The sequence below is a fragment of the Leptolyngbya cf. ectocarpi LEGE 11479 genome (genome assembly GCF_015207065.1).
Taxonomy (GTDB): domain Bacteria; phylum Cyanobacteriota; class Cyanobacteriia; order Phormidesmidales; family Phormidesmidaceae; genus Leptothoe; species Leptothoe ectocarpi.
On sequence record NZ_JADEXP010000151.1, the window covers coordinates 1 to 14227 of the forward strand.

A 14227-nucleotide genomic window follows, 5' to 3' on the forward strand; every position below is an offset into this window, starting at 1 on the left:
GCGGTTGCTCGCTCTACATCGTGAACGAAGAAATCATGGGCCATGAGGGTATTGGGAAAAATGGCTTTGGCTTCTAAGAGCAGATCTTTAAGCTGGATCGTGTTGCCGGGGGCGTAGCGAGGACTAAAGTGGGTGAGAATCAGCTGCTGCACCTGGGCAGCTAGGGCCACTTGGGCAGCCATAGTGGAGGTGGAATGCAGCCGCTGATAGGCTAGTTCGGCATCTTGGTGGGCAAAGGTGGACTCGTGGATGAGGACACTGGCATTCTCGGATAGCTCGATGGCGCGATCGCAAAAAACAGTATCCGTACAGTACACCAGCTTACGGCCTTGAATTGTCTCACCACAGAGTTGCGAACCATTAATCACCCGACCATCGGGCAGCGTTACCGCCTCCCCCCGTTTTAGCCGACCATAAATCGGCCCTGAAGGAATCCCCAAGGCCGTCGCCCGCTTAACATCAAAATGCCCGGCGCGATCTTTTTCGACAATGCGGTAACCAAAAGCAGGTACGCGATGCTCTAACCGCTGACAATAGACCGAAAATTCGCCTTCATCCAGTACTTTCCCTGGCTCCACCGTGTGCACTTTAATCGGATAGGAAAAGTGGGTTTGGGAGTAACGACGGCAGGCTTGTAAATACTCGTTTAATTTAGGCGGACCGTAAATATCAATCCGCGACACATTACCCGCCAGACCACAGCTCGCCAACAATCCCATCAGGCCAAAAATATGGTCACCGTGCATATGGGTGACAAAAATCCGCCGAATCTGGCTAGATTTCAAATCGCTTCTTAGAAACTGATGTTGAGTGCCTTCCCCACAGTCAAACAGCCATACCTCTGCCCGTTGGGGCAGACGCAGAGCAACGCTTGACACATTGCGCGCTCGGGTAGGAACACCGGAACTAGTACCCAGAAACGTAATTTGCAAAGGAATAACTTGGGGTAAGGGAAAAACTAACTGAGCGTAGCCAGCCTTCATCATTATGCTCGACAAGGGCTGGATTTGAGTGAGCTATTGCTGGATGAGACGTCTGTAGCATTCTCTACCAAACACGCCAGTTCTAGACATGGCTCAGAAACATGGACAAAAATCAGAGGATTTACGGGCAATACATCAAGATTTCCTGACTTTTATCGCGTTCTTACCAATTTAATTTGATAGGTCCAACCCATTGCCTGGCCACACTTAGGTGGCTTTACTGAGCACATCAACCATAAACCTATTGCAATTTAGTGAAGATTCATCACAAAAAAAAGTGTACTGATTGTTACAATATCCTACGGAGATTGATTAGACGGTGCGCGCAACGCATTTTTAACCACCTCCAAATGAGAGATAAACGCAAAGTCAAAAGACTTTCTAAATCGGTTCCTGTTTAGGGCCGATTTTTCTTTTATGGATGGGAAGACACCAGGGCCTGCTGCAGGTGTCGGATAAAGTGATCGCTAGCCTGATTGATCAGGGCTGGACGAATCCGTTTGCGATAGGTGCGCCTAAACACACTGCCACTGATCACATCGCGTTTAATCAACAGGTAGGCACGAATCCGTTCATAGATTCGCGTTCTAACATCTGCTCCATTGACGATATCCCCCTTGGGAGACATCTGGGCATCAAACATCTTCGTGAGGTAATGGCGAACTGTATCTGCATAGTTAAACCCGCTAGCCTCTAGGATGGCCGCTTTGACGCTTAGGGCGGGATTTTTATACAGCAGTCGCCCAACGGCAAATGCCACTAGGTCAGAGGCATAGTCTTGATCAGAGGCAAACTTGTGTAACAAGTCGGTTAGCTGGTCTGGTTGATAGGTTTGTCGACCATATTTATCCAGATATACTTCGATCGGTTGAGCAGTATCGCCAATGGCGGCTGTATATTCACGACTGTCGTATCCCCTCCCTGTCACCAGTTTTGAGGAAAGCCATAGGATGCCATCACTGAGGGTGGACTGAAGATTCCCGCCCCAGGTTTGATCGGATAAAGCGGCCATAAAGTGGGCAAAATCGATGCTTTGCTCCATAAGCACCACGGTCTGGTCGTCTAGTTCTCCTTTGATAAAGTCTGGGTTGCTGCCAGCAACAATTTCCCAAAACTTATTTGCATAGGACGCACGGGTGTAAGCCCGCAAGGACCGCACTATTTGTATTGAGGATTTTTGCGGGTGCTGCTGCTGATATTCGTCAATAAACTGCAGCATCTTTTCCAAATTTGCTGCCATAGGGTCACCTTATAGAGTTAACTATGCATGCTAGCGTAGCGCTAAATGCTGGGGCAGCACCGTGGGTGGGCGCTCGCTGCTGGTCACGTCTACTCCCAGTTCTGCAACATGTCAGACCACTGACTCAGTAACTCACCAATTTGAGCGCGGCGGGCTTCAAACGTTGCGGCTACCCAAATTAGGGTGATACCCAGTACAATTCCGATGGCCCAAAGTAATCGTCCATCTGTACTTATAAAAAGCGTGATCGTACGCAATATCTGGAGTATGAAGGTTAGAGTGCCGACATACAGATAGGCCCGGACTCGGGTGATTAAACCAAGGGTGATAAAGCCAAAACTGATCAGCAGACTCAGGCCAATAATGCCGATAGCCATGGAGGCTCCGGCTTCGGCTTGAAACATGGCGGTCAGCCCTATAAGCAATGTAGCCAAACTACGTAAGCGGTGACGTTCTTGTCGAGCTGGAATAGGCTGCCAGCGAGGATCGATTTCTAGGACATAGAGTGCGGATATCCCGAGCATGGTGCTGACCCCAAGCGGTGTCAGCCATCCCTGAGCTATGAGGTAGCGCCACAAAGACCAGTTGAGCAGCCCTAGGCTCAGATAGCTCAACCGTACGGCCTGCATTTGCTTTGCCATGAACGCATAGAACGCCCCTACCAGCAGTAGGCTCTGGGTTGCTATTGTCGTCATGCTTAGAAAAATTGCCAGCATTGGCCAGCTCAGTGCCATCCGCTGCCAGGGTCTGAGTGGCCACCCCCAACGCGGCCAGGGCAGCCTATGAATGCTTAAACTTAGACCACAAGCCAGTAAGGCTCCCCATTCGCGAAGCAGGGTCAAGTTTGGCAGTAGCTGGGCTAGCCCATAGGGAATCGCGATTGTGGCAATGATCAGACTGCTCCAGATCCATTGTTGATAGCTGTGGTGCATACTGCCGAGACGGATATCATGTCTATCTTCAGGATCTGTAGGAGCCGTTTTGTGAACTGGAAACCAGCGATAGTTTCCTCGTAACCCGGCATAAAGGGTTAGCAACCCAGATAAACCTAACCACAGCCATAGCCCTGGCCGACTATGGCCGAATCCCATGGCCATAGCAGCCAGGACTGTGGCCATTAGCCAGTGGAGTAGGGACACTACGCTAATCTCCGTAGCGGTCAGTTTGCTGTAGCGTCGAATCCAGTGCTGGCCAAGCAGGTAGAAAAGTGCGATCGCACCGCCCACTAATCCCAACAGCGTCAGGCCATCTCCGGGTTCACCCCCGCTGACCTGCAGCATGCGGTAGATCACCAGCTCATAAATACCCAGGGAAAGCAGCCCCAGACCGCCGTAACTTAACGGGTGTAAATCGTCCTGTCGGCTGCTAATGGCAAGCGTAACCACCCCCACAACAATGGCAGATAGCCCCGTTACCGACGTAAAGCTCAAATGGGTTAACCCTAAGCCCAAAGCACCATAGGCTAACGGAATATAGTGCCAGCTAGGAGGGTAGACAGACTGCGTTCGTGTGGCCCGAACCGTGCCGAGCAGCTGAGAACATAGTCCTAAGGCCACCATGGCTATGCCGATCGCAGGGGGGGAAATCTCCTGACGCCACAGCGATAGCCCCAGGGCGACCAACAGACCGGCTTCATAGGCCAGTTCCCAGCAGTCCAGATTAGTCAGCCGTCGCTCAGTAAAAAATCTGGCCAGTAGTAGTGTGGTTGCGGCTGCGCCGTAGCGGAAAAGTACTTCGACTTCTGGAAAAATCTCGCGGGCAACGCCATGACTGAGTTCAGAGAGGCCATAGCTCCATAGAATGATGAGCGTCAGACCCAAACTGAGTGCGATCGCTAAGGCTCGACTCCAGCCGCGACTAGTAGCACCATAGGCCTTTAGTAACGGTCGAGGCTGTCGATTTAACGGTCGCGCCAGAATGCTGAGCGTCGAGGCCACTAGGGCCGTCACTAAACATAGCTGGGCAATGTTGACAGGCCAAACTTGTGACATCAGCCATAGCCAAATGGCAGCAGTATGCCCCCCGCAAACGCCAAATCCGACCGCCAGTGCAGGTAAAACTCTCTGGGTGGGCCAGCGGCAGCTGTGGAGAACTAGCAGCCCAGCGCCTATGCCAAAGACAACTGTTGCCATTGGCCAGGAGCTGATCAATAGGAGTTGGCCTCCCAGAGCTAGCCCAGTCAGGATAGTTGCTAGTTGAGATCGCTCCGTTGCCCACTGCGATCGGTACACTAACCAGCTCAGCACAGTCGGCACCACCAACCAGCTCAGCGTTATCCAGCTACCCCATTGGTTTAGCAACAGACTATAGGCCATGACGCTAAGACCTATGCCCAGATACAGAGCTGATTGCCGCCACTGCGGGTAACGCTGGGTGGCCACACTCGCTAGCCATTCCACCGTAGTCAGGCCCAGAAAAACCATGGCCCATTGGGGTTCGCTCCAGCCACCCAGTGACGTGCTAATCACATATATTCCACTGAGGACTGTGAGCAAGGCCGCACCATGGGTGCCGTAAATTAGCCCATTCGCAGCCGAGGACCGTAGACGCGTAATGGTACTCAAGGTAAGCGTTAGCCCCATCACACTCAAGGTGAATAAAAACGATTGGAGTTGAGATAGCGTACAAAGCACCAGCAAAACGCTAATACCTAAGGCTAGTTGCTCAGTCAGCAGCGCCCATGTAGCCTGCCCCCTGCGTTTAAATTGTCGGGCTCCCAGCATCATTAAACCGACATAGCCATACAGCCATACCCCGGCAAAATTTAAGGCACCGACTGGCTCTACGCCAAATTTCTCAGCCGTCATGAGGAGTATTTGCCTGAGGCCGAGGGGTAAGGTTAGCCACATCAGGCCACAGGTCTGTAAGCCAACTAACCATAGTGTGGCCAGGGTACGTAGCTGGTCGCGTTCCTGAGGGTGTCGTTGCAGCTGTTGGACTAGCAGCCAGCTGGCTAAGCCGCTGATGCCAATGGCCTGTAGGGGCTGCTGTTCTACAGAAACTAGCCAGCCCAGGAGCATCAAGCCCGCACCCAGTTGGGGCCAGAGGGGATACTGCCACAGCCGACACAGCATCCAGCCGCAAATACCGATGGCTAGACCCAATTGAGTGATGGGAACCTGGGCTATCCATAGACTACGCACCAACAGAATTAGCAGTGCGATCGCAACCAACACGCCCCCAAACTGAGGTGTGGGCTCACCGTCTTCCTCGGTCTTTGCCGCCGCTGCATTTGGACCTACCCATAGATTCGCAGCACTGCCCATGGTGCCTAAGTAGGCGGCGACTAATGGCCATGGAGCAAAGACCCAGCCCCAGTGCAGCCAGCTTAAACCCAACAAATTAAAACCAGTTTTTTTCTGCGGAGCCAGCACCAGAGTCAAGACACTTAAACCGACACTCGCTACAATCGCTAGTCCCACAGACGCATTAACTAATCCCAACGCATCCATCATCCACAGATTGAGGGGCACCAAGAGCAGCGTTGCCGCCTTGAGCATCTGCGCTGTCGTCTGTAGCTTGGCTTGACCAACCGTCCAGAGGCTAGCACCACCAAAGGCGAGGGTATAAACCAACAAAATGGCATATTGACCTATGGTCGAAAAAGATTGCCACTGGCTAGCTGCCAACACCCCAGACGACACCACCACCAAAAATACGCCCAAAAATAGCAGCCATAGCACGCTTACCTCTGCTAAAAACGACTGCACTAGGTGTGATTTGAAGCGTGAAAAAAATGGTCTACTGGACAAACCTGCTGGCTCAACACTAGGGAGCGTGGCCTCTGGCTCAACAGGTATCTCCGCCGCAGGTGCTTGATACGCAATGGGAATAGGGCTGCATAACTTACGGCCAAGGCTGATGGCTTGCCCTTCAGATACCAGACCCAGATCTATCCAGCGATCTAACTCCTTTAAAAGATGGACATTAGCCGCTTCAGTTTCTAGATCAACTGGAATTTCTAGCCACATACCCTACTCCAAAGATCGATTTCTACAAGAACCCACATCCTGATTGTGACCAGACCATCCATCAATGCCCATGAGTGTTAAGAAGCGTATGTGGCGTTCTACCAGACCCACGTACTCAGTAGAAGTAAGCGGAAGTTAGAATTCCCGGCGCTATGGGCTCGCAGGGTGTCCGGGGATATCCTTATGCTTTTTCTTTTACCCAAGGCTCTGTACCTATTCTTTGTTTTCTCAACTGTTAAGTAAGTTAACTTTGTGATCCTTCGCGCTTAACAAAACTGTTGCATTCACCATGTTTGGGTAGCTTCTGTGAGATTATTGGGCTCAGATGCAGCTGGCGCATGGGCGCTGGTATGCCTGATTGGCTTTGCACTATTTCTATCTCTCGTTAGAAATTCTCGTCTTACGACTGACTGTCCATTTCATAGGAAGACGTTCTTATGGCAACTAGTTTTGCAAGCGCAGCTGGCGCCCCCGAAGTGGGTAACGTTGCGACTCCGATTAACTCATCTGCGGTTGCACGTACTTACATTAATAATCTGCCTGCTTACCGTGCAGGTTTGTCTCCATTTAGCCGTGGCTTAGAAGTGGGTATTGCCCATGGCTACTGGTTCTATGGACCTTTTGCTTTGTTAGGTCCACTGCGGAATACAGACTACAGTTCTGTGGCTGGTGCTCTTTCTGCTGTTAGCTTTGTCTTTATCTTGACGGTTGCACTTGCTATCTACAGTGCAACGTCTCCGGATGGACCTGAAGGTACCTTAACCACACCTAATCCTCCTGAGTCCTATGCGACTAGTGAAGGCTGGAGTAACTTTGCCAGCGGTTTCTTTATCGGTGGCTGCGGTGGCGCTGTGTTTGCATTTTTGCTAACTCAGAGCCCTCACCTGCTACCCCTGCAGGCAATTTTTGGTGGCATGTAGAGCTGTGCTCTAGCGGTTGCTAGACAATCGTTATGCCATGGCCAGCGCCTCCATATTTGGGGGCGCTGGCGCTTTAAAGGTAGATGTTGGTCCATGGATTTATTTGAACAACATCGACAAGCGTTGCTAGATCAAGAAGCGCCCTTAGCCGCCCGCATGCGTCCTCGTAATTTGGATGAATATGTGGGTCAAGATGCCATTGTGGGTCCGGGGCGATTGCTGCGACGAGCCATTCAGGCGGATCAGCTATCGTCGCTGTTGTTTTATGGGCCACCGGGGACGGGAAAAACCACCCTGGCCCAGGTGATTGCTAATACCACCAAGGCCCATTTTATTGCGATTAACGCGGTGCTGGCGGGGGTGAAGGATATTCGCGGTGCGATCGCAACCGCCCAAGATCTACGCGGTCAGCAGGGCCAACGCACCATTCTCTTCGTAGATGAAGTCCACCGCTTTAACAAATCCCAACAGGATGCGCTGCTCCCCTGGGTGGAAAATGGCACCGTTATTCTGATTGGAGCCACCACCGAAAATCCCTATTTTGAAGTCAATAAAGCCCTCGTCAGTCGGTCGCGGGTATTTCAGCTAAAACCGCTAGGCCCCGATGATTTACACAACATCGTTCAGCAAACCTTGGCGGATCGAGAGCGCGGCTATGGCGATCGCACCATTCACATTGACGACAATGCCCTCGACCACCTGGTAAATGTCGCCAACGGCGATGCCCGCGCCCTGCTCAATGCCCTCGAATTAGCGGTGGAAACCACCCCGCCCGCTACCCCCATCACCCTAGCCGTGGCGGAAGAATCAATTCAACAGCGGGCGGTGCTCTACGACAAGGAAGGCGACGTCCACTTTGACACCATCAGCGCTTTTATTAAAAGTCTGCGCGGCTCTGACCCCGATGCCGCGCTCTATTGGCTGGCCCGCATGGTCTATGCCGGCGAAGACCCTCGATTTATCTTTCGGCGCATGGTGATTTTTGCCGGGGAGGATGTGGGGCTGGCGGACCCCAATGCCATGGTTGTCGCCAACAGCTGCGCCCAGGCATTTGACCGCGTCGGCATGCCCGAGGGTCGCTACCCGTTGGCCCAAGCTGCGCTCTACCTAGCCACCTGTCCCAAGTCCAATAGCGTCATGGGCTTTTTTGATGCCCTGGCCACCGTCGAAAAAGAACGCGAAGCCGATGTGCCCAACCCGCTACGGGATGCCAACCGCGATAAAAAAGAATTTGGTCACGGTCAGGGATATCTATATCCCCATGCTTACCGTGACCACTGGGTGGAGCAGCAATATTTACCGACCGGGCTGCAGGGCAAGGTGTTTTACCAACCGTCCAACCAGGGTTACGAAGACACTATTCGCTTAGAGGTCACCCGTAAACGCGAGGCCCAGCTGGCCGCCGTCATGGAAATGGACCTGCCTGAAGTACTCACCTTTGGGCCACCGGATCGGGCTCAGGAACAGTGGCTGCAGAGAACCATGGGCAATATGGGAGAGCAGCTGCGGCAGGTGTGCGATCGCATCTACGCCACCCTCAGCCCCCAACGCCACCACGTTTTACTCGATCTCAACGCCGGTCTTCTCACCTGGGAAGGATTACGCCAGGTACCTGAAGGCGGTGTTTACGCCTGTGCCCACACACCTGAAATTTACCGCTCCCTTACCGCACAAGCCCAGACACTCACAGACTTAGCCCGGCCTATATTTCTCTCCACCCCCCTAGAAACATTACCGGCCACTCTAACCACCCAGGCATCAGAGATTGTGTTTGATGGCATCGTCGGTCGCAATGCCCTAAAAGCCGTTACCAACCGCCCAACACTGCTAAAACAATTGGCCAATCATCTCGCCGCCTCAGGCCAAATAGTCTTAGCAGAAACAATTCCCTTTCGCACATTGCGGCTTTATAGCCTCCTACCGGATCACGCACTTTCTCCCCAACTTTTTCAACAACTACAGCAAGCCGAAAACAGCCTCTATGAAAATAATCATCGCCAATGGGATCTAGAGAGTATTCCTACCTGGTTTGACAGCACAGGTCTCACCGCCACAGTTGAGCTGATAGAAATTCCCACAGAGTTACCACTGACCCCGCAATTAAAAACCCGATGGTTTAGCCCCAGCTCTACCTACATAACCCATCTGGCTAATAGCCTCACTGCAGAGGACCTGCAAACTGTCCGGCAGGCCTATCTCAGGTGGCTAGGGAACCCATCGGCATCCCCTCAATCGCAATCCACAATTCCTTGGCAAACCAGTATCGCTCTGATCACAGCCAAAACTCTCCCTAAAAACCCCTAGATAGTTGAACAATCAGCGCCCAGCCCTCAGTAGTTTCCCAGGGGCACCTCAGTACTTACAGTTAATTTTTCCATGGACAAGGACAAACTTTGAGCGGTGACAACTACCGCAGTCTTACTGGGCAAGCTTTTCACGCACCACGAAAACATACGTAATTATACTTACAGAATAACAATATTAGAGTGCCAATAGATACGTAGAATTCATTTCTCCAGAGACTCTTTTTAACGGAATTTCACCTATTTCCCTTTTATCCAGAGCATGATTAAGACGTAGCAGTCAACATGTTAATCACTGAAAATCATGTTCAATTCGTCACTCAGCTCAACTCTCAAGACCGGATTAATGGCCAGCGCGCTCACCCTAGGCATGGTTGCCCAAGCTAACGCCGCCGAACTGACCCGGTCTTGGCAGGTGGTTGAAGCCGCCTCATCCGCATACAACAATTCTGGAGGTCATGCCTTTTGGCTCCCAGAAATGATTTCTGGCGGTCAATTTCTTTTTGACTCAGACGCCAGCCTGAATGAATATGACGACGGTAGTGCCCACTTATTTGGCAGCATTGTTGCCGCCAATGACGCCGATAAACAATGGGACTTTGATATCTGGTTTGAAACCACCGATGAAGGTACGGGTGGTCCTAAAAAAGAACTCAGCAGTGGTGCCTATGTTGAAAACGGCGGTCCCATTGATACCAATACCTGGGCTTATTACGATTTTAGCGAGTCCAAGCAGTCAACACTCACAGCTGACAGCGGCACCTATGCTGGCCAAACCTTAGTTCTGTCCGACTTCACAGGTGGCAAATACCCACTGCAAATCGGACTTGGGGCCAACGGTAAAAATCTTGAGATGGGATTTTCAACGTGGTTTCAGTACCAGGGCGATCAAAATAATTCCCCCAACAAGCATGCGGACATCAACGTTTCTCTGATTGCTAACCCGCAGCCAGAATCCCAAGATGTACCTGAACCGGCTGTAGGTTTATTAGGGTTAGGGCTATTCGGTATGCTCAACCGACGCGTACGCCGCAAAAACGATTAGCAGGCGCAAACTACATGAGTGTCCCGCTAGAACTGCAGACAACAAGGTACTAGCGGGACACCCCTATCCCATTGCGTACACTCTACGCCCTCACACCGCCAAGTTTCATCTGAAAGCAAAAACCCTCTATGGCGGTACGTACTTCCAACTAGAATAAAGATCTAACCATCATGCATTCCCCCAATGCACAACCGCATCTTCCCTAATCAGCCCCTAACAGTAGATGACTCCCATAAAACGACTCCCGAGAGAGAAATACAGCCTGCCACATTCACGTTGGACAGCATAACTACCCTATTTGAACAAGGGTTACAGAAGTTGAGTGTTGGTGACTATGAAGCAGCGCTGGCCCTGTTGGAGCAAGTTTTAGCTGTACAGCCTGATATTCCCAATGTGTGGGAGAAGCGCAGTGTTGTCTTACAAAAGCTTGGCAGGTACGGCGAGGCCGTAGAAACCAATGCAAAAGCTATGCAGCTCTACCAGGCTGGGGCCAAAGCCTTAGTTGTGGATGTGACCAAAGGTTGGACGGCTGAACAATGGGCGATTGAGGGAGATGGGTTATTTTTTCAAGGCCGCTATGAAGACGCCATCGCAGCCTACAATAAGGCCCTCAACCTCAAACCAAACTTCTACGACACGTTTTATAAAAAAGGCGTATCGCTACTCAACATAGGCCGCTATAGGGAGGCGATCGCAGCCTATGACGCGGCGCTAACGCTTAACCCCAATCTGCATGAAGCGTTCAATAATAAGGGCCTATCCCTAGCTAAGTTAGGCCGCTACCAAGAGGCGATCGCAGCCTATGATGCTGCCCTCAACCTCAAACCAGGTCTACACCAAACATTAAATAACAAGGGGTTAGCTCTGGCCAAGTTAGATTGCTACGAAGAGGCGATCGCAACCTACGACGTGGCGCTAAAGCTCAAACCGGACAAACATAGCACGCTCTACAATAGGGGGCTATCCCTAGCTAAGCTGGACCGTCACCAAGAGGCGATCGCAGCCTACGACGCGGCGCTAAAGCTGCAATCAAATTTACACAACGCACTCTACAGCAAAGGTTTATCCCTCGCAAAACTAGGACGTCAAAAAGACGCGATCGCAGCCTATGACGAGGCCCTTGCCATCAAGCCCGATCTTTATGACGAACTTTTCAACAAAAGCGTATCGCTGCGTGAGTCAGGTCAGTACCAGCAGGCAATTGAAGCCTATGATCTCATCCTGGCGCTCCAACCAGATGATTGCACCGCGCTCTATCAAAAAGGTCTTGTACTCCATGAGTTAGGCCGCTACAAAGAGGCCGTTGCAGCCTTTGATGCCACCCTTGCGATTCAACCAGATAATTACAAAGCGCGCGCTAACAAAGGGCATTCCCTACTTAAGTTAGGCCGTTTTAATCAGGCCATCGCCGTCTACAATGCCACCCTCGCAATCCAACCACACATGCCAGATGTGCTCTGTAGCAAAGGTATTGCCCTGTCTAATTTAGGTCGTTACAAGGGGGCGATTGCAGCCTTTGATGCCACCCTCACAATCCAACCAGATGATTACACTGCGCTCTACAGAAAAGGCTTAGTACTGCATAAGTTAGCCCGCTATGAAGCTGCGATCGCAGCCTATAATGCGGCCCTTGCGATCAAGCCAGACTGCGAAAAAGTACTCCAGCGCAAAGAATCAGCCCTGTTTAAGCTGGCGCTCCATAGGCGTCATCATCGTCTGTAATTCCACCAACAAATTTCTACTAGAGCCTAGCGGCTTTCATCAGGCCGATTAGTTTACGCTTGCGCCCATGGACAGAGACAATCTTGTCGCTGTAATCTTGCCATGTAGATTGTTTGTTTTGGGCGATATAGGCCCGCTGCGTGCGCTGTAGCCATTTAACAGCCAGGTCATAATCCTTGGCTTTACCGGCATTGATAATCTCTTCTGCCTTGCGTTTGGCCACCTTAATGACCCAACTAGCATGGCTTTCAATAGCTGCATCCATGACTCGCAGGACTAAGTTTGCTTGGGTATAGCCATAGCTTGGGGTATCAACAGATGCGATCGCATCCTCCACCAGTCCCTCCTGCAAAAACACATCCACCTTGGCATCCCTCGTCATCCAGTTCTCTGTTGTTCGCAGATAGTCCAACAGTTCAGCCTTAATTTCTGGCCAGTCTGCCGCTAGGGATTCTACTGTTTGATACTCCTGCAGCGAAGGTCTGGCCTGAAAGGCAATCATTCTTGCCTCTAGCGCTAGGTCAAACTCTTCTAATCCCTCCGCCAGCTCACTGGTCCATACGGCAAAGTCATATCTGTTGTAAGTCGGGGCCGATTCAAACCGGAGTCCGCGGATGGCAATGTCTAGGGCTTGGGGGAGTTTTTGTTGCGATCGCAAAACTTCCGCCAAAGCCTGTGCTTCTGAGCAAGTCGTCATCACCGCCGCCGATTCCTCAACCGCTTCCTCCGTACGACCCAGTTGACCCAGCATGGCCAAATACTCTTTCATATGGCCCTCAGCCTGGGCCAGGTATAAATACTCTTCGTAACGCTCCTGACGCTGCAAAATTTTCAGACGGATCAGACTAAACTCCTCTGCCCAGTTTGGCGCTTCCCCTGACCAGCCCCCCCGTGCCGCAGTCTCTCCTTGCAAAACCTTCACCAGCGGTGGATAGTCCCACCCCTGACGCAACGCCTCCAGCGCCATAGCAAAGCTACCCAAGCTATCCTGCCATTCCTCCAGCTTTTCCTGCCATTCCAAACACTCATCCTCCGTCAGGTCCGTACTTAAAATCGATTCAGTCCAAGCCGCATCCAAATCGATATCAAACTCATCTGGCCCCATGCCCAGATAGTCATAAATGTCATCCCAACGGGAAATACAGCCTGTCGTAATCGCTTCCATAACCGCCAGGGCATTATGACCATCGCCTTTTTCAGCAAAGGCTAAGGCATCCATGGCAAGACTATTAAGATCGACAGCAATATTGTCATCGTCCCAGCCCTCATCCCAGCCATGAACCGCATCGCGTAGGATTTCCCTTACCCGTCGTTGAAAAGGAGCTGGATCAACACTAGTTTTTCGAGGCACGCGGCCTGTCTTGTTTGGTGTGGGCTGCGCAATCCGACTTGCATACAGATCTACCGTTTCGATCAAGGCTGGAATTTCATCCACCAGTTCCTGCACTAAACCTTGGGTTTGCACCAAATTCATAGCATCCAATAGCTGTGCCAACGTAGGCCGCTGTTCAATCGTATCCGGCGCTTCTACACAGGCAATCAGCACAGCCACAATGTGTTTACACCAGCCTTCAAACGAATAGGGACAGCTACAGTGAGCACTAGTAATGCCACCGCTATCAAAATCAACGGTGACGCGGTAAGGCTCAGGATCATTGCCTTCCACCTCACTCTGCAATGTAGTTTGCCGCTGGGTCAGCGAGATCACCGCCCCCGACTTCCAGTAGCTCTGTCCTCGCGAAAAAGACTTATCCGTGGCGTAGCGTTTAATCGTCGATAGCGTCAGCTTTGGTAGCGTCATCACCCCATACGTTGGGCTGAATCCAAAGGCCCAACATGGCAACTATTATGGGACAAAGACATAGCCTCACTTGTTTTCCCAACAGGTATTTTCACAAAGTTGGCTCTGGTAAAAAACAAGGCAACCACCGCTCCTTTACGGTGCGGAGCGGATGCGGAGCAGCGTAATCACCCCACCGACCACCCAAACTCGCCTCACAGGGAAATGCCACCTATTTTTGCGGGGGTGTGGGGCGTTGAGGC

The 14227-nt window shown here is 51.6% G+C and carries 8 protein-coding genes; 4 read left to right on the forward strand and 4 right to left on the reverse strand.

Features of this window, described 5'->3' with window-relative positions:
* From IQ260_RS16405 to IQ260_RS16415, 3 genes are all read right to left on the reverse strand, one after another.
* Window positions 1-986, reverse strand: a 986-nt coding sequence (locus IQ260_RS16405) for a ribonuclease Z (protein ID WP_322744979.1), incomplete at its 3' end; no start/stop codon positions are given.
* Window positions 987-1398: 412 nt separating this feature from the next.
* Window positions 1399-2223 (reverse strand): hypothetical protein, encoded by an 825-nt coding sequence (locus tag IQ260_RS16410; protein ID WP_193994186.1) that lies wholly within the window; start codon window positions 2221-2223, stop codon window positions 1399-1401.
* Window positions 2224-2312: 89 nt separating this feature from the next.
* Window positions 2313-6194 carry a hypothetical protein gene (locus IQ260_RS16415; RefSeq protein WP_193994187.1) on the reverse strand — a complete coding sequence of 1294 codons (3882 nt, stop codon included), beginning with the start codon at window positions 6192-6194 and terminating at the stop codon, window positions 2313-2315.
* Between the two features lie 437 nt (window positions 6195-6631).
* On the opposite strand from IQ260_RS16415, the gene IQ260_RS16420 reads away from it, so the two are divergent.
* The 4 genes from IQ260_RS16420 (at window position 6632) to IQ260_RS16435 (ending at window position 12184) form a co-directional block, all read left to right on the forward strand.
* Window positions 6632-7114, forward strand: coding sequence for a photosystem I reaction center subunit XI (locus IQ260_RS16420; RefSeq protein ID WP_193994188.1), 483 nt, complete (start codon window positions 6632-6634; stop codon window positions 7112-7114).
* 93 nt (window positions 7115-7207) lie between these two features.
* Entirely contained in the window at window positions 7208-9418 is a 2211-nt protein-coding gene (locus tag IQ260_RS16425; protein WP_193994189.1) for an AAA family ATPase, read from the forward strand.
* A 303-nt stretch (window positions 9419-9721) separates the two neighbouring features.
* Window positions 9722-10462 carry a PEP-CTERM sorting domain-containing protein gene (locus IQ260_RS16430; protein ID WP_193994190.1) on the forward strand — a complete coding sequence of 247 codons (741 nt, stop codon included), beginning with the start codon at window positions 9722-9724 and terminating at the stop codon, window positions 10460-10462.
* A gap of 183 nt (window positions 10463-10645) precedes the next feature.
* Window positions 10646-12184: a tetratricopeptide repeat protein gene (locus IQ260_RS16435; RefSeq protein WP_193994191.1), complete on the forward strand. Its 1539-nt coding sequence runs from the start codon at window positions 10646-10648 to the stop codon at window positions 12182-12184.
* 19 nt (window positions 12185-12203) lie between these two features.
* On the opposite strand, the gene IQ260_RS16440 is transcribed toward IQ260_RS16435, so the two are convergent.
* Complete coding sequence (locus tag IQ260_RS16440; RefSeq protein WP_193994192.1) at window positions 12204-13985, reverse strand: SWIM zinc finger family protein; 1782 nt, start codon at window positions 13983-13985, stop codon at window positions 12204-12206.
* Window positions 13986-14227: the final 242 nt, after the last annotated feature.